Source organism: Pseudomonas phoenicis, assembly GCF_047302395.1.
Lineage (GTDB): Bacteria > Pseudomonadota > Gammaproteobacteria > Pseudomonadales > Pseudomonadaceae > Aquipseudomonas.
Map to the genome: position 1 here is coordinate 2370206 of NZ_CP154852.1, position 23382 is coordinate 2393587.

General features: G+C 63.6%; 22 protein-coding genes. 12 read left to right on the plus strand and 10 right to left on the minus strand.

From position 1 onward, the window contains the following. The first annotated feature begins 15 nt into the window (after positions 1 to 15). Both ettA and gdhA read left to right on the plus strand, forming a co-directional pair. A complete protein-coding gene (ettA, locus tag AA0Z93_RS10630; protein WP_413049032.1) occupies positions 16 to 1683 on the plus strand; it encodes an energy-dependent translational throttle protein EttA in 1668 nt (555 codons plus the stop codon). Positions 1684 to 1926: 243 nt separating this feature from the next. Beyond that, positions 1927 to 3267, plus strand: a complete 1341-nt coding sequence (gene gdhA, locus AA0Z93_RS10635) for an NADP-specific glutamate dehydrogenase (RefSeq protein ID WP_413048968.1) — start codon at positions 1927 to 1929, stop codon at positions 3265 to 3267. 421 nt (positions 3268 to 3688) lie between these two features. On the opposite strand, the gene AA0Z93_RS10640 is transcribed toward gdhA, so the two are convergent. The 4 genes from AA0Z93_RS10640 to AA0Z93_RS10655 form a co-directional block, all read right to left on the minus strand. Further along, a complete protein-coding gene (locus AA0Z93_RS10640) occupies positions 3689 to 4180 on the minus strand; it encodes a GreA/GreB family elongation factor (RefSeq protein WP_413048967.1) in 492 nt (163 codons plus the stop codon). Between the two features lie 81 nt (positions 4181 to 4261). Then, positions 4262 to 4621, minus strand: a complete 360-nt coding sequence (locus AA0Z93_RS10645; RefSeq protein WP_413048966.1) for a hypothetical protein — start codon at positions 4619 to 4621, stop codon at positions 4262 to 4264. A 129-nt stretch (positions 4622 to 4750) separates the two neighbouring features. After that, positions 4751 to 6604 (minus strand): DUF4105 domain-containing protein, encoded by a 1854-nt coding sequence (locus AA0Z93_RS10650; protein ID WP_413048965.1) that lies wholly within the window; start codon positions 6602 to 6604, stop codon positions 4751 to 4753. Between the two features lie 75 nt (positions 6605 to 6679). Beyond that, a complete protein-coding gene (locus tag AA0Z93_RS10655; RefSeq protein WP_296265555.1) occupies positions 6680 to 7168 on the minus strand; it encodes a DUF3015 domain-containing protein in 489 nt (162 codons plus the stop codon). Positions 7169 to 7406: 238 nt separating this feature from the next. On the opposite strand from AA0Z93_RS10655, the gene AA0Z93_RS10660 reads away from it, so the two are divergent. The 5 genes from AA0Z93_RS10660 (at position 7407) to AA0Z93_RS10680 (ending at position 12082) form a co-directional block, all read left to right on the plus strand. Beyond that, complete coding sequence (locus AA0Z93_RS10660; protein ID WP_413048964.1) at positions 7407 to 9845, plus strand: Lon protease family protein; 2439 nt, start codon at positions 7407 to 7409, stop codon at positions 9843 to 9845. A 163-nt stretch (positions 9846 to 10008) separates the two neighbouring features. After that, a complete protein-coding gene (locus AA0Z93_RS10665) occupies positions 10009 to 10347 on the plus strand; it encodes a hypothetical protein (RefSeq protein ID WP_413048963.1) in 339 nt (112 codons plus the stop codon). Between the two features lie 124 nt (positions 10348 to 10471). After that, a complete protein-coding gene (locus tag AA0Z93_RS10670; protein WP_413048962.1) occupies positions 10472 to 10960 on the plus strand; it encodes a TIGR00645 family protein in 489 nt (162 codons plus the stop codon). 111 nt (positions 10961 to 11071) lie between these two features. Further along, complete coding sequence (locus AA0Z93_RS10675) at positions 11072 to 11377, plus strand: DUF6482 family protein (protein ID WP_413048961.1); 306 nt, start codon at positions 11072 to 11074, stop codon at positions 11375 to 11377. Between the two features lie 87 nt (positions 11378 to 11464). Further along, positions 11465 to 12082: an FKBP-type peptidyl-prolyl cis-trans isomerase gene (locus AA0Z93_RS10680; protein ID WP_413048960.1), complete on the plus strand. Its 618-nt coding sequence runs from the start codon at positions 11465 to 11467 to the stop codon at positions 12080 to 12082. Between the two features lie 61 nt (positions 12083 to 12143). Here the strand turns inward: AA0Z93_RS10680 and AA0Z93_RS10685 are convergent, their stop codons facing one another. From AA0Z93_RS10685 to AA0Z93_RS10695, 3 genes are all read right to left on the minus strand, one after another. Continuing rightward, complete coding sequence (locus tag AA0Z93_RS10685) at positions 12144 to 12392, minus strand: hypothetical protein (protein WP_413048959.1); 249 nt, start codon at positions 12390 to 12392, stop codon at positions 12144 to 12146. Positions 12393 to 12542: 150 nt separating this feature from the next. Then, complete coding sequence (locus AA0Z93_RS10690) at positions 12543 to 12884, minus strand: zinc ribbon domain-containing protein YjdM (protein WP_413048958.1); 342 nt, start codon at positions 12882 to 12884, stop codon at positions 12543 to 12545. Positions 12885 to 13002: 118 nt separating this feature from the next. Further along, positions 13003 to 13971, minus strand: a complete 969-nt coding sequence (locus AA0Z93_RS10695; protein ID WP_413048957.1) for a polyprenyl synthetase family protein — start codon at positions 13969 to 13971, stop codon at positions 13003 to 13005. Positions 13972 to 14215: 244 nt separating this feature from the next. On the opposite strand from AA0Z93_RS10695, the gene rplU reads away from it, so the two are divergent. The 5 genes from rplU to AA0Z93_RS10720 all read left to right on the plus strand — a co-directional run bounded on the left by rplU (position 14216) and on the right by AA0Z93_RS10720 (position 18265). After that, positions 14216 to 14530, plus strand: coding sequence for a 50S ribosomal protein L21 (rplU, locus tag AA0Z93_RS10700; protein ID WP_296265572.1), 315 nt, complete (start codon positions 14216 to 14218; stop codon positions 14528 to 14530). Between the two features lie 38 nt (positions 14531 to 14568). After that, positions 14569 to 14826, plus strand: coding sequence for a 50S ribosomal protein L27 (gene rpmA, locus AA0Z93_RS10705; protein WP_023533198.1), 258 nt, complete (start codon positions 14569 to 14571; stop codon positions 14824 to 14826). A 245-nt stretch (positions 14827 to 15071) separates the two neighbouring features. Beyond that, positions 15072 to 16295, plus strand: a complete 1224-nt coding sequence (gene cgtA, locus AA0Z93_RS10710) for an Obg family GTPase CgtA (protein ID WP_413048956.1) — start codon at positions 15072 to 15074, stop codon at positions 16293 to 16295. Between the two features lie 383 nt (positions 16296 to 16678). Further along, positions 16679 to 17797, plus strand: a complete 1119-nt coding sequence (gene proB / locus AA0Z93_RS10715) for a glutamate 5-kinase (protein WP_413048955.1) — start codon at positions 16679 to 16681, stop codon at positions 17795 to 17797. A 12-nt stretch (positions 17798 to 17809) separates the two neighbouring features. Further along, positions 17810 to 18265, plus strand: coding sequence for a CreA family protein (locus AA0Z93_RS10720; RefSeq protein ID WP_413048954.1), 456 nt, complete (start codon positions 17810 to 17812; stop codon positions 18263 to 18265). 249 nt (positions 18266 to 18514) lie between these two features. Here AA0Z93_RS10720 and mksF read toward each other — a convergent pair whose 3' ends face one another. From mksF to mksB, 3 genes are read right to left on the minus strand one after another with little or no spacing between them, the layout of a single operon-like run. After that, positions 18515 to 21298 (minus strand): Mks condensin complex protein MksF, encoded by a 2784-nt coding sequence (gene mksF, locus AA0Z93_RS10725; RefSeq protein WP_413048953.1) that lies wholly within the window; start codon positions 21296 to 21298, stop codon positions 18515 to 18517. After that, complete coding sequence (gene mksE, locus AA0Z93_RS10730; protein ID WP_413048952.1) at positions 21295 to 21966, minus strand: Mks condensin complex protein MksE; 672 nt, start codon at positions 21964 to 21966, stop codon at positions 21295 to 21297. Before mksE ends, mksF begins: the two co-directional genes overlap by 4 nt. Then, complete coding sequence (gene mksB / locus AA0Z93_RS10735) at positions 21956 to 23230, minus strand: Mks condensin complex protein MksB (RefSeq protein ID WP_413048951.1); 1275 nt, start codon at positions 23228 to 23230, stop codon at positions 21956 to 21958. Before mksB ends, mksE begins: the two co-directional genes overlap by 11 nt. Positions 23231 to 23382 lie beyond the last annotated feature (152 nt).

Here is a 23382-nt window from a genome sequence, read left to right on the forward strand (position 1 = left end):
AGAGAGGGCTTGGTTTTGGCTCAATACGTCTACACCATGCATCGGCTGAGCAAGGTCGTGCCGCCGAAGCGCGAAATCCTCAAGAACATCTCGCTGTCGTTCTTCCCGGGCGCCAAGATCGGCGTGCTCGGCCTCAACGGCGCGGGCAAGTCGACCCTGCTGCGGATCATGGCCGGGGTCGACAAGGAATTCGACGGCGAAGCCCGTCCGATGCCCGACATCAACGTCGGCTACCTGCCCCAGGAGCCACAGCTCGACCCGAGCAAGACCGTGCGCGAAGTGGTCGAAGAAGCCGTCAGCGTGATCAAGGACGCCCAAGCGCGTCTGGACGAGGTCTACGCCGCCTACGCCGACCCGGACGCCGACTTCGACAAGCTGGCCGCCGAACAGGCCAAGCTCGAAGCCATCCTCCAGGCCGCCGACGGCCACAACCTGGAGCGTCAGCTCGACGTCGCCGCCGACGCCCTGCGCCTGCCGGCCTGGGACGCGAAGATCGAACACCTTTCCGGTGGCGAGAAGCGCCGCGTGGCACTGTGCCGTCTGCTGCTGTCGGCCCCCGACATGCTGCTGCTCGACGAACCGACCAACCACCTGGACGCCGACTCGGTGGCTTGGCTCGAGCGCTTCCTGCACGATTTCCCCGGCACCGTGGTGGCCATCACCCACGACCGTTACTTCCTCGACAACGTCGCTGGCTGGATTCTCGAGCTCGACCGCGGCGCCGGTATCCCGTACGAAGGCAACTATTCCGGTTGGTTGGAAGCCAAGTCCGACCGACTGGCACAGGAATCCAAGCAGCAGAGCGCCCATGAAAAGGCCATGAAGGAAGAGCTGGAGTGGGTGCGCAAAGGCGCCAAGGCCCGCCAGTCCAAGTCCAAGGCCCGTCTGCAGCGCTTCGAAGAACTGCAATCGCAGGAATTCCAGAAGCGCAGCGAGACCAACGAGATCTACATTCCGGCCGGGCCGCGCCTGGGCGACAAGGTCATCGAATTCAAGAACGTCTCCAAGGGCTACGGCGACCGCGTGCTGATCGACGACCTGTCCTTCGCCATGCCCAAAGGCGCCATCGTCGGCGTCATCGGCGGTAACGGTGCCGGTAAGTCGACCCTGTTCCGCATGCTCATGGGCAAGGAACAGCCCGATTCGGGCAGCATCGAGATCGGCGACACCGTGCAGCTGGCCTGCGTGGACCAGAGTCGCGAAGACCTCGACGGCAGCAAGACGGTGTTCCAGCAGGTGTCCGACGGTTCCGACCAGATCCGCATCGGCAGCTACGAGATTCCGTCGCGTACCTATGTCGGGCGCTTCAACTTCAAGGGCGGCGACCAGCAGAAGTTCGTCAAGGACCTTTCCGGCGGTGAACGTGGCCGCCTGCACTTGGCCCTGACCTTGAAGGAGGGCGGCAACGTCCTGCTGCTCGACGAACCGTCCAACGACCTCGACGTCGAAACCCTGCGTTCCCTGGAGGAAGCACTGCTGGACTTCCCCGGCGCCGCCATCGTGATTTCCCACGATCGCTGGTTCCTGGACCGCGTGGCAACGCACATCCTGGCCTACGAAGACGACTCCAACGTGGTCTTCTTCGAAGGTAACTACACCGAGTACGAAGCCGATCGCAAGAAACGCCTGGGCGATGCCGCCGCGCAGCCGCACCGGGTTCGACACAAGAAGCTGGCGCAGTAAAACGCCAGCGGTTGCACAAGAATGGGGCCTTTCGAGGCCCCATTTTCGTGCTTACGCAAGAATGCCGGAGCGCTCTATACCGGGATTTATCCGTCTCAATGATTTAACATTTTGTATACATTTATATAAAACGCACCATTTATTTTCATAAAAACGACATTTTGCACTGTTGTTGTGCGAAGGCTTCTTGTTAGAGTCGGGCAAAAACCAACAAGTCCAACCCTCTTTGGTGAGATGTCTAGCATGATCGAATCCGTCGACTCCTTCCTGGCCCGCCTGCAACAGCGCGACCCTGGCCAACCCGAATTCCATCAAGCCGTCGAAGAAGTGCTGCGCAGCCTTTGGCCGTTCCTCGAAGCCAACCCGCATTACCTGCAAGCGGGCATTCTCGAACGCATGTGCGAGCCTGAACGGGCCGTGCTGTTCCGCGTGTCGTGGGTCGACGACCAGGGCAAGGTGCAGGTCAACCGCGGTTTCCGCATCCAGATGAGCAGCGCCATCGGCCCGTACAAGGGCGGCCTGCGCTTCCACCCGTCGGTGAATCTCAGTGTGCTGAAATTCCTGGCCTTCGAGCAGGTGCTGAAAAACTCGCTGACGTCCCTGCCCATGGGCGGCGGCAAGGGCGGTTCGGACTTCGATCCCAAGGGCAAGAGCGATGGCGAGGTCATGCGCTTCTGTCAGGCGTTCATGAGCGAGCTGTATCGCCACATCGGCGCCGATGTCGACGTACCGGCCGGTGACATCGGCGTGGGTGGGCGTGAAATCGGCTTCCTGTTCGGCCAGTACAAGCGCTTGGCCAACCAGTTCACCTCGGTGCTCACCGGCAAAGGTATGAACTACGGCGGCAGCTTGATCCGCCCCGAAGCCACCGGTTACGGCTGCGTGTACTTCGCCGAAGAAATGCTCAAGCGCAAGCAGTCGAGCTTCGACGGCCAGCGCGTGGCCATCTCGGGTTCCGGCAACGTCGCGCAGTACGCCGCACGCAAAGTCATGGACCTGGGCGGCAAGGTCATCTCGCTGTCCGACTCCGAAGGCACGCTGTACTGCGAATCGGGCCTGAGCGAAGCGCAGTGGGAAGCGGTGATGGCACTGAAGAACGTCAAGCGCGGGCGCTTGAGCGCGCTGGCCGGCGAGCTGGGTCTGGAGTTCCGTAAGGGACAGGCGCCCTGGTCGCTGCCGTGCGACATCGCCTTGCCCTGCGCCACGCAGAACGAACTCGACGCCGATGCGGCGCGCACCTTGTTGGCCAACGGCTGCGTGTGTGTGGCCGAAGGTGCGAACATGCCGACCACCCTGGAGGCCGTGGACCTGTTCATCGACGCCGGCATTCTCTTTGCCCCGGGCAAAGCCTCCAACGCCGGTGGCGTGGCCGTGTCAGGGCTGGAAATGTCGCAGAACGCCATGCGCCTGCTGTGGACGGCGGGGGAAGTGGACAGCAAGCTGCACGGCATCATGCAGTCGATCCACCACGCCTGCGTGCATTACGGCGAAGAGGCCGACGGCAGCGTCAACTACGTGAAGGGTGCCAATATCGCCGGTTTCGTCAAAGTGGCCGACGCCATGTTGGCGCAGGGGGTGGTGTAGGCCGGCCACCCTTCGGCTGGTAGCGCTGTGCTTTGGAAGCGGTCCGTCTTGCTGGCACGGCGTTCGATTCGGCAGGGATGCTCGAAGGTGCCGCAACTGGCGGCGTCTTCAAGTCCGATGGGCAATGCCTTGGGCCGGCCGGGCTTTTTCAGTCGGGCATCGTTTGTAGAGGCGACCGCTCGGCTCTGGGGCGCTCGCCGGTGGCTACCGAGCAAAAGCAATGGCTGAGGTTGTGTTTCTTCTGCCGATTGCCCCAGGGTCTGCACCGGGGCGGCGCTGCCGCGCATCGCGGCTGAAGCCGCTCACCCAGGGATTTTTGCGCATCAAGGGTGAGGGTATCTCTATAGGGGTTTGCAAATTCCGGTGGGAGCGGCTTCAGCCGCGATGCGCGGCAGCGCCGCGCCAATGGCCTTCACCGTTCCTATGCCTCGATCGCAATCACCTCGATCAGCAGATCGCCTGCCGGTCGTTTCCAGACCACCTCATCGCCCGGCGCTGCACCCAGCAGCGCCTGCCCCAAGGGCGAACCCCAATTGATCAGGCCATGCGTGGCGTCGGCTTCGTCTTCGCCGACCAGGCGCACCTGCTGCTGGTGGTCGTGCTCGTCAGCGAAGGTAACGCGGCTGCCGATCTGCACCTTGTCGGTCGAAGTGGGGGTGGGTACGGGCTGTGCGCTCAGCACCCGTGCGCTGAAATAGCGCAGGTCGCTTTCGTTGTCGGCCAGGCGCTGCTGATCGGCGCGTTCACCTTGGGCTTGCAGCTCGCGACGTTCGGCATTGAGTGCTTCCACCCGTGCCTGCAATTGCGCGAGGCCGTGTGCGGTGACGTAATTAGTCTGCTCGCTGATGCGCCGCTCGACAGGCTGGCTGGCCTGTGCGGCGGCGTGGTCTTCGTTGACGAATGCTCGGCTCATGTGGTCCTCCTTTGCCGTAGGACCGTGGCAACAGGCGGGTCGTTTCAGTCGATGTCCGACAGTGCTTGTGCCTGAGAGGGTCTATTCATGACGAAAAGCGCGGGCATTGTCGCGGTTCTTTTCCCGTTGCCAGTCGCGATCGCGCTCATTGCCAAAAGGCTCGCTCTCATCGTGCAGGTTCTGCCCGGCTTGCAGGCTCTGGCATTGGCGAAAACCATCGTCCCAACCGGTTTCATATTGGCGCTCGGCAAGGTAGCGCGGCACGTTCTTGCGAAAATCCCCCACCCTCAGCCCAGCCGCATGGCGACCACTGCCGCAGCCGTCCTGATAACCGTCGGCGTAGGCAGGCGGGTAACCGTCCTTGAGCATCTGCTCGTGGGTCGATTGGCAACCGCCGAGCAGTATCGCTATCCACAACAACCCGAGCCAGTACCGCGCCATAGCCACGATCTCCACGTCATGGAGTCAGTGTAGGCGCAGGATTGTCAGGGCGAGGTCAAAAGAATGTCGGATTGCCATTAATCTGCGCACGTCCCGAGGGCGCAAGCCCTTGAGCGGGTCGGCAACGGATCAGTAGTGGTACCACTTCATTTCCAGCATCACTTCGTTCTGCGCCGAGGCCAGGTGGCTGAATTCGCGCTTGGCGCTCAGGCGCAGGCCCAAGTTGCGGGAAATTTCCCATTGCTGGTTGAGGCTCAGGCTGCGGCGCACTTCGCCATTGGTGAAGAAGTCGCTCTTGGCTTCCAGGCTCAGGTTGCCCAGGCCGTTGCGCCACAGCACGCCGCTGTTGAAACCGGCTGCGGGCGAGATGAACTCGGCGAAGTCGTTGTGGTGTTCGACCCGCACCGTGCCCAGGGCGAAGCCCAGCACATCGTCGCCCAACTGCCAGGTGCCGCCCGCGCCGCCGTTGACGTGGCTGACCAGCACCTCGTCGCCATGCTTGCCCGGCACCCGCTCCAGGCCGCCGGCCACTTGCCACGACCAAGGCTTGAGCAGGTCGTTGCGCGGCGTCAGCGAACGGATGGTGGCCAGGTCCAGGCGTTGCACTTGCCAGTCGTTGCCCTCGTACTGGCGCACTTTGAGCTGGAGGATTTCGATCTGCGCGCCAAGCGGGAAGCCGTAGGCGTTGTCGTTCAGGTCGTGGTAAGCCATGCGCAGGCCGTATTCGGCATAGGCGCGATCGTCGCGGGTGCCCAGGCCCAGTTGCCAGGTGCGCGACTCGTGGCCCTCTTCGGGCAAACCGGGTTTCTCGATGTCCAGCGGCGGCGGTGGGTTGCGGTTGATCGCCCGCAACAGCTCGAAGCTGCGCGCAGCCTGCGCCGGGTCGCGTGCCTGGCCGTTGGCACGGTAGCGCTCCAGGCGGTAGGCCGCGTCTTGCACCAGAGCCTGGCGCTCGCGGGGCAGGGCGGTGAAGGCCGGGCTTTGCAGATGCTGGATGTCGGCGCTCAAGGCCAGCACTTGCTGGGTTTCTTCGGCTTCCAGCGGCTCGGCGCGCGCCAGCAACTCGCGTTCGCGCGAAGGGCGATAACGGGTGTCGGCCACCAGGCCCGCCTGTTTCACCGCCTTGACGGTGTCGGTAGGGATGGCGGTGAGCGGGAACTGCGAAGTCAGGTCCAGGCTCGGCCGCGCCACTTGCAACAGCTCCAGCAGGCGATAGGAGCAGTTTTCGTCGAAGAAGAAGTAGTCGAACTGCACCTGCTTGAGTTCCCAGACATGCTCGACCATGCGCCCGGTTTCCTCGGGCGTCAGGTTCAACTGGTACTCCCACAGGTCGCGGTTTTCCAGGCTGCGGTATTCCGACAGCTTGGCCTGGTAGGGCATCAGCGCGAACAGCCCCGGATAGCCACCGGCCAAACCTTTCCAGGCATACAGGATGCTGTTGTCGCTGCCTTCGATGTAGGCACCGAAGTTGATGGCATAGCTGAGCAGGGAGGTCTTGTTGCTGTGCGTGTCGGCCTGGTCGATGCGCAGCAGGGTGTGGCCGAACATCGACGACGGGCTGTTCAGATAGGCCGCCGGAAAGATCAGCGCGGCGCTGTGCGGCGCCACATCGTCATACCAGGCGCGGTAGTCGCCGCATTCGGGTTGCGGCAGATCGTGCAGGGCGAGTTGCTCGCGCAACCAGCGGGTACGCGCCGGAAATACGCATTGGGCATGCTGGTTGCCCAGGCTCGCCGGGGCGTAGAGCGCATCCACCGTGGCGCTCAGTTCGCGCTCGGGATGATGTGCGCCGTCTTCGGCGAGAAAGAATTTGGGATCGTCGACATAGCTGCGCCAGCCGCCTAGCTTGCCGCTTTCATAGTGCCCCAAGGCAACCCAGTAAGGCTGGGCGGCGAGCTGTTGTGCGCGGGCTTGGTCGATATGGGAGGCGGCATGCAGCGGAGTGCTGACGCTGAGCGCCAGGAGCGAAAGGCGTTTGAGCATGTCGGGCAACTAGTCAGGAGGGTGCCGATAGAATGCACGAACCCGCCCTGTCATGCAGGGCGGGTTGGGCAGGACTTACGCTTCGGTAGCGTACTTGGCCAGTTGCGGGTCGTTTTTCAGGACCGCGAGGGTGTTGGTGTGAACGGTTTCGGCGTTGGCATCGGCGCTGCTGAAGATCTGCTGGAAGTGGTCGTGGGTGACGGCCGCGAAGTGCTCGCGATCCTGTGGTGCCACGCCCAGTACCACAGCGTAGGTGGTCAGGGCTTCGCCCTGGCCTTGCGCCATGTCTTCGGACAGCTCGTTCATCATGCCATTCATGGCCAGCCAGGACTTGCCGCCGTAGGTCAGCGAAGCCTTGGTCGAGCAGCCGTTGGTGCCGGAGGTCATGCCGAAGGTGGCGTTGCCGGAGGTGCCGTTGGTGGTGGAAGCCAGGAAGTGGGCTGGGGTGCCGCGCTGGCCTTCGAACAGCATGTTGCCCCAACCGCAGTTCGGGCCGCCTGGCGCTTCGGCCATGGCGTTCAGCGATGCAGCAGCAAACAGGGTACCCAGAAGAATCCGTTTCATAGCATTGTTCTCTTTTTCGTGGACGTTCCAATGGTCGAGTCCCGGCGCTCGTACGCCAGGCCGGAGAGGTATTGATCCTCCCGCGCAGTTTGGAGTTTAGGCAGTGTGTAAAGGTTGCGTGGTCAAGTAGGAAAAATTTACCGCTGCAACGCTGCGACATAAAGTCCCGGCGAGCCTTGCCAGCGGCGCGCGGCGAGCCCCAGAATGGCCCATCGCCCCGCCGAATTAAGGAAGCCCAATGCCCGATCCTGTTGCCTCGCGCCTGCGTCTGGCGCCGCAAGCCCTGACCCGGCGTTTCTCCGCTGAACAATTCGCCTTCTCCACCACCGACGACCTCGAACCTTTCCGTGGCGTGCTCGGCCAAGAGCGCGCCGTCGAGGCTTTGCAGTTCGGCGTGGCCATGCCGCGCCCGGGTTACAACGTCTTCGTCATGGGCGAGCCGGGCACCGGCCGCTTCTCCTTCGTCAAGCGCTACCTCAAGGCCGAGGGCAAGCGTCAGAAGACCCCTGCCGACTGGGTCTACGTCAATAATTTCGAAGATCCGCGCGAGCCGCGTGCCCTGGAGCTGCCCTCCGGTACCGCGGGCGAGTTCGTCGCCGACATGCACGGCCTGATCGACAACCTGCTGGCCACCTTCCCGGCGGTGTTCGAACACCCGTCCTTCCAGCAGAAGAAGGGTGCCATCGACCGCACCTTCAACCAGCGCTACGACCAGGCCCTGGACGTCATCGAGCGCGCTTCGCTGGAAAAGGACATCGCGCTGTACCGTGACAGCAGCAATGTCGCCTTCACCCCCATGGCCGATGGCAAGGCACTCGACGAAGCCGAGTTCGCTCAGCTGCCTGACGAGGTGCGCGAGCGCTTCCACCAGGACATCGCCGCTCTGGAGGAGCGCCTCAACGACGAACTGTCGAGCCTGCCGCAGTGGAAGCGCGAATCGAACAACCAGTTACGCCAGCTCAACGAAGAGACCATCACCCTGGCCCTGCAACCTCTGCTGGCGCCGCTGTCGGAAAAGTACGCGGAAAACGCAGGCGTGTGCGCCTACCTGCAATCGGTGCAGTTGAACCTGCTGCGCACGGTCATCGAACAACTGGTCGAGGACAGCAAGACCGACGCAGTCGCGCGCAAGCTGCTCGAAGACCAGTACGTGCCCAGCCTGATCGCCGGCCATGACGGCAACAGCGGCGCACCGGTGGTATTCGAGCCGCACCCGACCTACGACAACCTGTTCGGGCGCATCGAGTACAGCACCGACCAGGGCGCGTTATACACCTCCTACCGGCAACTGCGCCCCGGTGCCCTGCACCGTGCCAATGGCGGCTTCCTGATCCTCGAAGCGGAAAAGATGCTCAGCGAGCCGTTCGTCTGGGACGGCCTCAAGCGCGCCTTGCAGTCGCGCAAGCTGAAAATGGAATCCCCGCTCGGCGAGCTGGGCCGCGTGGCGACCATCAGCCTTACCCCGCAGGTGATTCCGCTCAGCGTGAAACTGGTGATCATCGGCTCGCGCCAGCTGTATTACGCGTTGCAGGACCACGATTCGGACTTCCAGGAGATGTTCCGCGTGCTGGTCGATTTCGACGAAGACCTGCCCCTGGTCGACGAGAACCTCGAGCAGTTCGCCCAGTTGCTGCGCACCCGCACCAACGAAGAGGGCATGGCCGCGTTGACCAGCGACGCGGTGGCGCGTCTGGCCACCTACAGCGCGCGTCTAGCCGAGAACCAGGCGCGGTTGTCGGCGCGTATCGGCGATCTGTTCCAGCTGGTCAGCGAGGCCGATTTCATCCGCCAACTGGCCGGCGACAGCATGACCGACGCCGGCCACATCGAGCGTGCCCTGCGCGCCAAGGCCACGCGCACCGGACGTGTGTCGCAGCGCGTGCTCGACGACATGCTCGCCGGCATCATCCTGATCGACACCGACGGCGCGGCCATCGGCAAGTGCAACGGCCTGACCGTACTGGAGGTGGGCGATTCGGCCTTCGGCATGCCCGCGCGGATTTCCGCCACGGTGTATCCGGGCGGCAGCGGCATCGTCGACATCGAGCGCGAGGTCAACCTGGGCCAGCCGATCCACTCCAAGGGCGTGATGATCCTCACCGGTTACCTGGGCAGCCGCTATGCCCAGGAATTCCCCCTGGCGATTTCCGCGAGCATTGCGCTGGAGCAGTCCTATGGCTATGTCGATGGCGACAGCGCCTCGCTCGGCGAGGCGTGCACGCTGATCTCGGCCTTGTCGCGCACGGCCCTCAAGCAATGTTTCGCCATCACCGGCTCCATCAACCAGTTCGGCGAGGTACAGGCGGTCGGAGGCGTCAACGAGAAGATCGAAGGCTTCTTCCGCCTCTGCGAAGCCCGCGGGCTGACCGGCGAGCAGGGCGTGATCATCCCGCGCGCCAACGTCGCCACGCTGATGCTCGACGAACGTGTGCTCCAGGCGGTGGAGGCAGGGCAGTTCCATGTCTATGCCGTCAGCCAGGCCGACGAGGCCTTGAGCCTGCTGGTCGGCGAAGAGGCCGGCGTGCCGAACGAGCAGGGCGAGTTCCCTGAGGGCAGCGTCAACGCCCGTGTGGTCGAGCGCCTGCGTTTCATCGCCGAGATGGTCAGCGAGGAAGACATCAAGGAGGCGGAAAAGGAGCGTCTGGAAGACCTTGTGGCACAGGGCAAGCCTGCCTGAGTCAAGAAACCGGCGCTGAAGGCGATGTGCTACCGTTCGGCGCCGGTTTTTCAACTGTGCGATGGGCTCGACTACGCTGATATCCAGAGCGCTCCAGCCTCGCAACGAAACCGGCCGGTCCGTTCGTGTCCCTAATCCGGTGTTCTTCAGAGGGGCCGCCACCATGCGCAACCTCAGCCTCACTCGCCAGTGCCTTGGCCTGGTAACCCGTATCGAATGCTCCATTCGTCCACTGGCCGGCGATACCGGGATGTGGACGCTGCTGTTCGCCGCCGGCATGGCGGGCGAGCAACCTTCGGCCATCAAGGCGCAGGGCCCGTTCCATGGCCCGGCGGTGGCCGAGTCGGTCTTGAATGCCATCGTCGACAGCCTGACCTTGCACGGTTACCAGGTCACCGAAGCCCCGCCCATCTGGTGCCTGCATCTGCAAGCCCAACTGCGCAAGATCAACGGCGAGCGCTGCCGCAACCTGGGCGATTACCAGTTCCGACCCGAGACATAAAGGGTCATATATTTCCAGGTCCAGCGACCGATAAAGCGCACTCGATTGCCTTGCATCAGGCTTTTGCTGTCACAGGCGGCTGGCTATACTCGCGCACGCTTTTCCCACCTCACGAGTCGCCCCCATGGAACGTTTGCTCGAAAACGCGATGTACGCCTCCCGCTGGCTGCTCGCGCCGATCTACTTCGGCCTGTCGTTGGGCCTGCTGGCCCTGGCCTTGAAATTCTTTCAGGAGATCATCCATGTCCTGCCCAATGTCTTCGACATGGCCGAAGCCGACCTGGTGCTGGTCATCCTCTCGTTGATCGACATGTCGCTGGTCGGCGGTTTGCTGGTGATGGTGATGTTCTCCGGCTACGAGAACTTCGTGTCCCAGCTGGACATCGACGAAGGCAAGGAAAAACTCAGCTGGCTGGGCAAGATGGACTCCACCTCGCTGAAGATGAAGGTGGCCGCGTCCATCGTGGCGATTTCCTCCATCCACCTGCTGCGGGTGTTCATGGACGCGCAGAACATCTCGCCGCAATACCTGATGTGGTACGTGATCATCCACATGACCTTCGTGGTCTCGGCGTTCGTCATGGGCTACCTCGACAAACTGACCAAGCACTGAAAACCTGCGTCTGCCGCGCACCGGACCAACGGTGCGCGGCGGCGCTTGTGCTTTTTCCAGGGCTGTACGAAGAATGCTCACTCTGGTCGAATTTTCCGATGAGGTGTGCCTATGAATCTGCAGCAACTTCAGACCGAGGCCGTCGCCGGCCGCATCGAAGAAATCAACGTGATCGGTATAGAGGGCGGGGATTACCTGCTCGAAGCCTGCATTGCGGGCAAGCCGCACCCGCTTTCCGACGCCAATGGCGAACGCCTGCGCGTGCGCTCGGTGACCGAGGCTCGCGAACTGTTGCAGAACGTGCCCGTGGAGTCGATGTTCCTGGTGCACTGGTCGGTGCACGACGAGATGTGCGGCGTGGGCGTGCGCCCTGAACAAGACCTCAAGGTGGCCATTTCGCCCCGCCCGACCTGGTAGCTGATTCGCCGCCGAGGTGTGTGCTAGGCTGCTCGCCCTTCATCATACAAGGGCGTGGCAGTCGCACGTCCGTAGCGGAGCAAATCCATGTCCGAACTCAACCTGTCCACCGACGAAACCCGCGCCAGCTACGGCATCGGCCGCCAACTGGGCGGCCAACTGCGCGACAACCCGCCACCAGGCGTCAGCCTCGAGGCCATCGTCGCCGGCCTGACCGACGCCTTCAACGGTGCCGAGAGCCGCGTCAGCGAGGCCGATATGTCGGCCAGCTTCAAGGTCATCCGTGACCTCATGCAGGCCGAAGCGGCTGCCAAGGCCGAAGCGGCCGCCGGCGCCGGCAAGGCCTTCCTGGCCGAGAACGCCAAGCGCGAAGGCGTGACCACCCTGGCTTCGGGCCTGCAATACGAAGTGGTCAACACTGGCGACGGCGCCAAGCCGGGCCGCGAAGACACCGTGCGCACCCATTACCACGGCACCCTGATCGACGGTTCGGTGTTCGACAGCTCGTACGAGCGCGGCCAGCCTACCGAATTCCCGGTCGGCGGCGTGATCGCCGGTTGGACCGAGGCGCTGCAACTGATGAACGCCGGCAGCAAATGGCGTCTGTACGTGCCGAGCGAATTGGCCTACGGCGCTCAAGGCGTTGGCAGCATCGCCCCGCACAGCGTGCTGATCTTCGACATCGAGCTGCTCGACGTTCTGTAACCTGCCGCATACGCGAAGCGCTTACGGGCGCTTCGCCACTTCTCGTCCGCCCTCTCTTCGTTCAATGCCCCCACTGTGCACCGACCGGGCGCAAGGCTCTGGCATAGCAGAATAGAAACAGGTTTCGCACCAGCTCCTTGAGCACCACCGGCTCGCAGGAGTTCAGACCGCTCAGGTCCAGATCCCCTTGTTCGCGCAATTCGTCGATGGCTTCCTGTTCGAGCACGGCGCAGACCTCGCCGGTCTCGCGATGCAGGATGCGCAGGTACGGGTGTGGACGGTCGAGCCAAGCGTCGATGAGGTAGGTCATGGGAAAGGTCTCCTTGGAAATCATTTCCAATGAGAATAATTCTTATTATCAGAATAGCAAGTGCCTATTGGCGGATTTTTTCTCTCCGGTATAGGCATCCCGTTGCGGGAGAGGGCAGGGCTGCCCTTGGCAGCCCTGTTCGGTCGAACGTCAGACCTTGCGCACGAACTCGGACTTCAGTTTCATGGCGCCGATGCCGTCGATCTTGCAATCGATGTCATGGTCGCCGTCGCACAGGCGGATGTTCTTGACCTTGGTGCCGACCTTGACGACCAGGGACGAGCCCTTGACCTTGAGGTCCTTGATGACGGTGACGGTGTCGCCGTCCTGCAGAACGTTACCGACCGAATCCTTCTTCACCACCTCGTCGCTGGCCGCTTCGGCTTCGCCGCTGGTCGACCACTCGTGGGCGCACTCCGGGCAGACCAGTTGGGTGCCATCTTCATAGGTGTATTCGGAATTGCATTGGGGGCAGGGCGGCAAAGAGCTCACGACGGTTCCTTTAGACGAGCGTTGAAAGGCGCACATTGTATAAGGTTTTGTCGAGCGGGGCAGGGGAGTTTTGCGCGTCGGTGTGCGGCGGCTGCCGTACACCGACCAGGGGAGGGCGTCAGTGCGTACGGGCGACGGCGAACTCGCTGAGTTCGACCAGGGCGTCGCGGTAGACGCTCGCCGGCAGTACGTTCAGGCATTCGATGGCGCGGGCGACGTAGTCGCGGGCCATCTGCGCGGTGTAGTCCAGGGCGCCGCAGGCTTCGACGGCCACACGAATCTGCTCGAGGTCTTCGATGCCGCCTTTCTGGATCGCCTGGCGCACCAGGGCGGCCTGCTCGGCGGTGCCTTCGCGCATGGTGTAGATCAGCGGCAGGGTCGGCTTGCCTTCGGCCAGATCGTCGCCGACGTTCTTGCCCAGGGTTTCCGAGTCGCCCTTGTAGTCGAGCAGGTCGTCGACCAGTTGGAAGGCCACGCCCAGGTGGTCGCCGAAGGTGCGCAGGGCCTCGCGCTGAGTTTCGTCGGCGTCGGCCAGGGCGGCGGCGCTGTGGGTGGAGGCTTCGAAGAGCATGGCGGTCTTGCCGCGGATGACCTCCATGTACACCGCTTCGCTGGTGCTGGCGTCGCGGACCCGCGACAGCTGCAGCACTTCGCCTTCGGCGATGACGCGAGTGGCCCGCGAAAGGATCTGCATGACCGACATCGAACCGAGCTCGACCATCATTTCGAAGGAGCGCGAATAGAGGAAGTCGCCCACCAGCACGCTGGGCGCGTTGCCCCACAAGGCATTGGCGGTTGAGCGGCCGCGGCGCATGCCGGACATGTCGACCACGTCGTCATGCAGCAGGGTGGCGGTGTGCAGGAACTCGATGGTCGCGGCCAACAGGCGCAGGTCGTCGCTTTCACGGCCCAGGGCCTTGCCGCAGAGCAGGACCAGCAACGGACGCAGGCGCTTGCCGCCCGCCGAAGTGATGTAGTCGCCGATCTTCGATACCAGCGGTACGCGCGAGGTCAGCTGTTTCTTGATGATCTCGTCGACGGCGTGAAAGTCTTCCGCCACCGCGCGGTAGAAGGTCTGGGGTTGCATCGGCTGCTCCATTGGGGGTGCGCGGCATGCTAGGTCGCGGGTTACGGCGTGTCAAGGCGCGTCCGGCCTGGCAATGGGGCGAGGCTTGCAAGGCCATCTTGGCTTGCGTACAATCGCGCACCCTACTTTCCTGGGCAGCACCTGCCTTACGCAATTGCATCGGGCCTTCCCAGCTCATGCAGCCATGCCAGCCAATACTCTTCCTATAAAGCGCTGGGTGAGCAGGATTATCGGAGAAATACCCATGTCTTACGCAGTAATCGTTACCGGCGGCAAGCAGTACAAAGTCGCTGAAGGTGAATTCCTCAAGGTCGAGAAGCTGGAAGTCGCCACTGGCGAATCCATCACGTTCGATCGCGTTCTGCTGGTTGCCAACGGTGACGCCGTCACCATCGGCGCTCCAGTCGTCGCCGGCGCTACCGTCGTTGCCGAAGTCGTGTCGCAAGGTCGTCACGATAAAGTGCGCATCATCAAGTTCCGTCGTCGTAAGCACCACATGAAGCGTATGGGCCACCGCCAGTGGTTCACCGAGATCAAAATCACCGGTATCCAGGCTTAATCGCCTCGGTCCCCTGAATTTATTTGGAGAATTGAACCATGGCTCACAAGAAGGCTGGTGGTAGTACTCGTAACGGTCGCGACTCAGAATCGAAACGCCTTGGCGTGAAGATGTACGGCGGCCAGGTGATCAAGCCGGGCAACATCATCGTTCGCCAGCGCGGCACCGAATTCCACCCAGGCTACGGCGTGGGTATCGGCAAGGATCACACCCTCTTCGCGAAAATCGAAGGCGTGATCAAATTCGAGAAGAAAGGCGAGTTCAACCGCCGTTACGTGAGCATCGTCGCCGCTTAATCGCGACGTCGCTCTCGAAGCCCCGTCACGCGACGGGGCTTTTTCATTTGTGTCATTTGTGGTGAGCCTCTTGCAAAGCTGTTTGTTTGGGCTGCCGGCGTGGTGTGTGGCGATCGTTCGAAAGGGGCCTGTTTCAGCCCGTTTCGCGCAGCGCTTGAGGTCGTACGGGGCCGCCGCGCTCATCTTTGCAAGAGCCTCAGGTTATTCAGTTATTCAGCTCGCCCGTAGGCGAGAGGCGGTTTCTAATGAAGTTTGTTGACGAAGTATCCATCAAGGTCAAGGCCGGTGACGGCGGTAACGGTTGCATGAGCTTCCGCCGCGAGAAGTTCATCGAGAACGGCGGCCCCAACGGTGGCGACGGCGGTGACGGCGGTTCGGTGTACATGGTGGCCGACGAAAATCTCAACACCCTGGTCGACTACCGTTACACCCGCCACCACGAAGCCCAGCGCGGCGCCAACGGCGGCAGCACCGATTGCACCGGCAAGAAAGGCGAAGACCTGTTCCTGCGCGTGCCGGTCGGCACCACGGTGATCGATGCCACCACCCAGGAAGTGATCGGTGACCTGATCACCCCTGGGCAGAAACTGATGGTCGCCCAAGGCGGCTGGCACGGCTTGGGCAACACCCGTTTCAAGTCCAGTACCAACCGCGCGCCGCGCCAGACCACGCCAGGCAAGCCAGGCGATCAGCGCGACCTGAAGATGGAAATGAAAGTGCTGGCCGACGTCGGTCTGCTGGGCCTGCCCAATGCCGGCAAGAGCACCTTCATCCGCTCGGTCTCGGCCGCCAAGCCGAAAGTGGCCGACTATCCCTTCACTACCTTGGTGCCCAATCTGGGTGTGGTCAGCGTCGACCGCTGGAAGAGCTTCGTCATCGCCGACATTCCCGGCCTGATCGAAGGCGCTTCCGAGGGCGCGGGCCTGGGTATCCGTTTCCTCAAGCACCTGGCGCGTACCCGCGTGCTGCTGCACCTGGTGGACCTGGCGCCGCTTGACGAGAGCAGCCCGGCCGACGCCGCCGAAGTGATCGTCAACGAGCTGACCCGCTTCAGCCCGTCGCTGGCCGAGCGCGAGCGTTGGCTGGTGTTGAACAAGTCGGACATGATCATGGACGACGAGCGCGACGAGCGCGTTCAGGAAGTGGTCGAGCGTCTGCAATGGGAAGGCCCGGTCTACGTGATCTCGGCCATCTCCAAACAGGGTACCGAGAAGCTCAGCCATGACCTGATGCGCTACCTCGAAGACCGCGCCGACCGCCTGGCCAACGACCCGGCGTTCGCCGCCGAGCTGGCCGAGCTCGATCAGCGCATCGAAGACGAAGCCCGCGCCCAGCTGCAAGCCCTGGACGATGCCCGCACCCTGCGCCGTACTGGCGTGAAGAGCGTGCACGACATCGGCGACGACGATGATTGGGACGACTTCGAAGACGACGAAGACGGCCCGGAAATCATTTACGTGCGCGACTGATCGCCCGCAGCAAGTTGCAGTACACTGGACGCCGCTCATTCGAGCGGCGTTTTGGTTTCCAGGCCCTGTATGAAAAGGGTTTGCATGTGGACGAAAAAAAGCGCGCGCAGTCTCTGATGCCGGTTAGCCAAGCGATTAGGGCCGCTTAGCGGCCCATCGCGGCTGAAGCCGCTCCTACAGGTTCATATTCGGTTTGTAGGAGCGGCTTTAGCCGCGATGGGCTGCAAAGCAGCCCCAACGAACGGTATCTCGGCTTGACTGACGGGCATCAGGCGCAGTGCTTGTCCGGCGCAGCGCCATGCTTTCGTCGGCCGCATGCAAACCGATTTCATACAGCGCCTGCGACAACGGTATCTACGGATTCGACATAGGTTGGAAAGACGATGCGGAGCAAGGTGACAGGTGCGCGGCGCTGGGTGGTGAAGATCGGCAGCGCCCTGCTGACGGCCGACGGCAAAGGGCTGGACCGTGGTGCCATGGCGGTGTGGGTCGAGCAGATGGTGGCCTTGCGCGAGGCCGGTGTGGAACTGGTGCTGGTGTCTTCCGGCGCGGTGGCAGCCGGCATGAGCCAGCTGGGCTGGACCACGAGGCCTAGCGCGATGAACGAGCTGCAAGCGGCGGCGGCCCTGGGCCAGATGCGTCTGGTGCAGGCCTGGGAATCGAGCTTTGGCGAGCATGGCAAGCACACCGCACAGATTCTCCTGACCCACGACGACCTGTCCGACCGCAAACGCTATCTCAACGCCCGCAGTACCTTGCGCACCCTGGTGGAACTGGGCGTGGTGCCGGTGATCAACGAGAACGACACGGTGGTCACCGACGAAATCCGCTTCGGTGACAACGACACCCTGGCCGCCCTGGTGGCCAACTTGGTCGAAGCCGACCTGCTGGTGATCCTCACCGACCGCGACGGCATGTTCGATGCCGACCCGCGCAACAACCCCGATGCGGCGCTGATCCACGAAGCCCGCGCCGACGACGCCAGCCTCGACGCCGTGGCCGGCAGCACCGGTGGCGCGTTGGGCCGTGGCGGCATGCAGACCAAGCTGCGCGCTGCGCGCCTGGCAGCGCGTTCCGGCGCCCATACGATGATCATCGGCGGGCGCATCGAGCGCGTACTCGATCGGCTCAAGGCCGGCGAACGTCTGGGCACCTTGCTCTCGCCCGAACGCGGCATGCTCGCCGCGCGCAAGCAGTGGCTGGCCGGGCATCTGCAAACCCGCGGCACACTGGTCCTCGACGACGGTGCCGTGCAGGCGCTCAAAGAGGCGCACAAGAGCCTGCTGCCGGTCGGCGTGAAGACCGTGCAGGGCAGCTTCCGGCGCGGTGAGATGGTGGTCTGCGTCGATACGCAGGGCGTCGAGATCGCCCGCGGCCTAGCCAACTACAGCGCCCTCGAGGCGCAGAAAATCATCGGTCAGGCGTCGGACGCGATCCAGGGCATCCTGGGTTACAGCGCCGAGCCTGAGCTGGTCCATCGCGACAATCTGGTCCTGGTCTGAGGAAGTCATGCAATGCTGAAGAAGATGATTGTGGCGGCGGCGCTGGCCATGCCGCTGCTGGCCAGCGCCGAAGAGATCGGCCAGGTGTCGACGGTGTTCAAGTTCGTCGGGCCCAACGACCGTATCGTGGTCGAGGCGTTCGACGATCCCAAGGTCGAAGGCGTGACCTGCTACCTGTCGCGCGCCAAGACCGGCGGGCTCAAGGGTGGCCTGGGCCTGGCCGAAGATCGCGCCGAAGCCTCGATCGCCTGCCGTCAGGTGGGGCCGATCAACTTCAAGGGCGATCTGAAGGATGGCGAAAGCGTGTTCAAGGAGCGCACCTCCTTGGTATTCAAGACCATGCAGGTAGTGCGCTTCTTCGACAAAAAGCGCAACACGCTGGTGTACCTGGTCTATAGCGACCGCGTGATCGAAGGCAGCCCGCAGAACGCGGTGACGGCGATTCCGATTTTGCCTTGGGCGCAATGATCTGAGCCGCTGCATATGGGCTGATGCCGATCGCGGACAGGTGGCGGTTATTGAGAGCGGCTTCGGCCCCCAAAGCCGGGTACTGCACAGGATCCCGATGATGAGGTTGCAGCCATTGGGCCGGCTGTGCCGGCCATCGCGGCTGAAGCCGCTCCCACAGGGGCAATGACTAGCGGCCATTGTTACAGAGGGTAATGGCTGGCGGCCGCTGTAGGCATGGGCTGAGCGCCAGCCGACCCCGATACCCCATCACAACGGGCTGATGTACTTCCAGTCCGACTCATCGATGTAGATCCCATTCGGCCCACTGCCACCTTCCAGATCGATCGCCACCTGCGCCGACACCTGCGGCTTGACGCTCGCCAGGATTGGTACGAAGCCCAACTGCTGGCTGGTTTCCAGCAGTGCCGCCTGATTGCGTTCGTCGATGTCGGCGGCCTCGTCCAGGTAGTAGGGCAGGCGGATGCGGCTGGCCAGGTCGCGGTCCATCAGGTGCAGCAACAGGTACATGTTGGTCAGCGCCTTGATGGTCATGGTGGTGCCGTTGGACGCCGCACCGTCGATGTCGGCATGGATCACCGGCTGGCCGTTGATCTTGGTGATCTCGAACGCCAGCTCGAACAGCTCCTTGAGGCCCAGCTGGTTATGGTTGGCCGCCACCAGGCGCGCCAGGTATTCCTTGGCCTGCTCGTTCTTCTGGTCCTGCTCGACGCTGTGGCTGAGGTCGAATACCGACAGCGTCTCGCCTTCCTCGTATTGCCCGGCGCTGTGGATGATCTGGTCGATGTGGCGCAGGGCTTCCTTGTTCGGCGCCAGCACCACGCGGAAACTTTCCAGGTTGGAGACCTGGCGCTTGTTGATCTCGCGGTTGAACAGCGCCAACTGGTGTTCGAGGCTGTCGTAGTCGCTGCGGATGTTGCGCAAGGTCCGAGCGATGTCGGTGACCGCCGCGCGACGCGCCTTGGCCAGGGTCAGGGCTTCTTCGCTGCGGTGCGAATAGGCGTTGATCAGCAGGTGCAAACGCCGCTCGAGGTCTTCCTCGTTGTCGAACTTGGCCACGCCTTTGAGGCGCACCTGGGCATAGAGCATCTCGATCTGGTTGTCGACCCGTTGCAGTGCCTGCCAACTGTCCTGGTAGTCGCTCAGCAAGGGCAGCAGGTTGTCCATGGAATCGTCGACCACCTCCATGAACGGCGTGCCCTGCGGCATGTCGCTGGGCAACAGTTGGCGACGCCGCAGGGCATCGTCCAGGGTGCGCTGCTTGGCCTCCAGGTCCGCCAGTTGCCGGCCGACCAGTTGCAGCTTGGCCGACAGTTGCTGCACGCGCTCGGTGAACGCATCGCTGGAGCGCTTGAGCTCGTCCTGGGCCGCTTCCAGTTGCGCCAGTTGCTCCAGTTTTTCCCCTTCCTCGACGCTCAGCGTCTGGCTGCGGCGGAAATCCTCCAGCGCCTTCTGCGCATCCAGCACCCGTTGGTACAGCGCCTCGCTCTGCGCCTTGCTGGCGCTGCGGTCGTGGGCCACCGACTGTTGGGTCTTGAGCTGTTTGAGCTCCTTTTCCAGGCGCTCTTTCTGATCGCGCAACGCGGCACGGTCGGCCAATGCCTGCAACGCGGGCGGGTCGATGTGCGACAGGTCGATGGACAGGCCCGGTGCCTCGAAACGCTCGCCCTTGAACCGGTCGAGCAGCGCTTCCAGGGTCTTGACCCACTGCGCGCCTTCATCCAGAGCGATGCCGTGCTCGCCCAGCGGCAGGCTGAACAGTGCGCCGTTGAACAGGCGCATCAGGCGGTCGACGTCCGGCTGCGAGAACTCTTCGCGCAGGCGCGCGTAGCTGTTGTTGTCGGCATGGTCGAGCTGTTGGCGCACGCCTTTGAGACGCTGCTCCAGATCGCGCAGGCGCTCGTCGAGGTCTTCGCTGGAGAACTGCCGCGAGTGGGCCAGTGCGCCGGCCAGCTCGTCGTGGGCGTCCTTGGCCGCCAGCAGTTGCTGTTCGAGCTGCTTGACGTCGTCGACCAGGGCGAAACGCTGCTTGAGCACCGACAGCTCGCCCAGCCAACGCTGGCAGCCGGTGATTTCGCGCTCCAGGCGCATCAGCTCCTGGGTACCGCTGCGCTGGGTGCTCTGCAGGTTGTCCTGCTCGGCGCGGTAGTGCTCGGCCTGGATCACCAGCTCTTCCTTGCGCGCCAGGGCATAGTCCTGCCAAGTGCCGAGCAGGTTGTCGAGCAGCGGGGAAATCTTCTGCAACTTACCGCGCAGCACGTCGCGCTGGGCCACGCCGCCGGCCAGGGCTTCGATCAGCGGGCCGGCGGTGACCAGGGCGTTGTAGTCCTGCTCCATGCGGCGCACGTCGCGGAACGCTTCTTCGCAAGCGGCGATGTAGTCGACGCTGCCCGAGCGCAGGCTGTGTTCGAAGGCGTCGAGGAACAGCTGCTTGAGCTTGGCCGCAGTGATTTCGCGCATGTGCAGCAGGTTGATGAACAGCGCGCGGAAGGTCTTGAGGCTGTGTTCGCTGGTCGAGCGCAGCGGGATCAGGGTCAGGTCCAGCGGCACCGAGGTGTGCCCGCCGACCAGCAGGCGGCGCAGCTCGTCGGGCTTGAGTTCGTAGGCTTTGAAGCCGTGGCGCTCGAGGTTGGCGAACAGCTCCTTCTGGCGCAGGCAAGTGTCTTCGTGCTGGTAGTGGGCCAGGTCCAGCGCGCCCTGGTAGGCGAAGAACTGGTGGCCGAAGCCGCCGCCCGGCCCGCGCCCGACCACGCCGACTACGTGTTTGCCGTGGGGCAGGTCGAGTTCGCAGAGGATGTAGCTGGTGTCGCTGGCGAAGTAGAAGCGCCGCGACTGCTCCAGGCTGTACTTGCCGAAGCTCATGTCCGACATACGCGCCAGGATCGGAAACTGCAAGGCGTTGATCGACGCCGACTTGCCCAGATTGTTGGCGCCGTACACCGACAGCGGCTGTTCCAGCGGGAACAGGCCGAGGCTGTAGCCGGCCGTGTTGAGCAGCGCGAAGCGGCGGATGCCGTAGCGTTCCTGGCTCATGCGTCGTGCTCCTGCTGTTGTTCGCGGATGGCGCGGGCCAGGGCTGCGTCTTCGTCTTCGTCCGCAGGCTCGGTGTCGTCATCGCCTTCATCGGCCAGGGCCGGGGTCGGCAGGGGCAAGGCGCTGTGCAGGGTGGCGGCGAGGTCGCGGTCCTGCTGCACCGACAGGCACACGTCGAGGAAACGGTGCATCGGCGGCAGGAAGCGGTACACGCCGCCTTCTTCATGGGCGAAGCCCAACTGCGTCATGCGGCGCAGGATCTTCTCTTCGAGGTCTTCGACGCTCTGCACTTCGGCCTGTTGGAACAGCTCGCGGTACTTGTCGAGCAGCGACGGCAGTTCGTCGCGGCCCAGGCTGCCGCCGTCGAGCACCGCCAGCGGGTCGCGGCCCTGGTCGGCGAGGTGCTCTACAAGGATGAAGGTGAACAGCGACAGGCGCTGGGCGGTCTTGTTGACGTGCGCGGCGGCCTGCTCGGGCACGAAGTAGTAGAAGCCGCGGGTATCGCACACCAGTTCGAAGCCCAGGGCCTTGAACAGGGTGCGGTACTGGTCCTGGAAGTTCGACAGTTGCGCGTACAGCTCCGGGTCGCGGCGGCTGACGTGGAAGCCTTTGAACAGCTCGCGGAAGATCGGCGCCAGCTGGGACAGTTCGGAAAGATCAAGATGCATGGACGGGGCTCGCGTTGGAGTCGGGCGTGGCGTCGCGGCTGGAGGTCAGGGCGCAGGAGTGCAGGCTGACCCGGTGTTCGCGGGTGGCGTAGTCGCGCCGCTCTAGCCGCTGGCGGCTGAAGCGTTTGTCTCGCGACAGGCGCGAGAACCAGTACAGCAATTCGTCGGTGGCGCCTTCGGGCTCCTGCTCCAGCAGCCAGACCATGAGGTCGGGCATCGGCAGGGCCTCTTCGCAGCGCTGGAGCATTTCCTTGACCGTGCGCGGCGCCTGGGCCAGGTCGCGTTCGGTGCGGTGGGCCTTGGGAAAGCGTGTCGGTTTGGGTTCGAAGCGGGCCAGGGCGTACACATAGGCTTCGACCTGGCTGGCGCTGCCGAGAAACGTGCTCTGCGGCCGGGTGAACAGCGGCAGGGCGGCATGGGGCAGGGCGTCGAGGCCCTTGCGCCGGATCACCGCCAGGGCCAGGGCGGCGCCACGGGTGACGGCATTGTGCCGGCGCGCTTCTTCGCGCAGCGGCAGCAGCAGTTCGCGGGCATGGCGCAAGGTCAGCTGGGCGCTGGTCTGCATTTCCAGGATGCGCGCGTGGGTGCGCAGGAGCATGTCGTCATCGACCAGATGGCCCAACCGTGCCTGTTCGCCCAGCAGCGTGAGCAGCACGCTTTCCACCTGGCGCACGCCACGCTCGAAGGCACCGTCGGCGTTGACCAGCTGGATCATCGGCTCGACGTATTCGTCCCAGGTGGCCAGCACCTCGGCGTAGCGCTGGCGCAGGGGGATCTGTCGGCTGCTGGTCTTGGCCCGCTCGGCCACCGCGACCAGGGCCTGCTCGTCGTTGTCGAGCTTCTTCAGGACGTCGCGCACGCGCATGTCGAGCAGGCGCAGCTGGCGCGCCAGATCGTCGCTGTCGCGATTGTCGAAGGCGTCCTGGATGTGCCCGGCCAGACGCTCGAGGTGGCGCAGGTAGGCTTCGATCTCCAGGCACAGACCGAGGCGGTGTTCGCGGCGCAGGTAGGCGAGGAAATCGTGGATCTGCGCATTGAGCTCGAAGCGGTTGGGGCTCTTGGCCACCGGCACCAGGATGTCCAGGCGAATCCACTGGTCGAGCAGCTGGGTGATGTCCTGCGGCGTGCTCTCGGGCTGATGCCGCGCCAGGTGCTGGCGCAGCTCGACCAGGCTCAGGGTGCCCTGGTCGAAGCGCTCGCACAGCGGTTCGAGCAAGGCCCAGTGTTCGGCGAGGGCGCGCAGGACGCGCTTGGGTTCGATCATGGTGGGTCGACTCGTTGCCCGGTGAAAGGCGGCGATTGTACTGCATCCGCAGGGTGGGGTTTCACCCCCATGGGCAGAGGAAGTCTGTGCTTGCGCGGGGCTGCCGGGTGCGCGCCGACACGGCTGGCGCAGGGGTAGATGAACAATGGGGT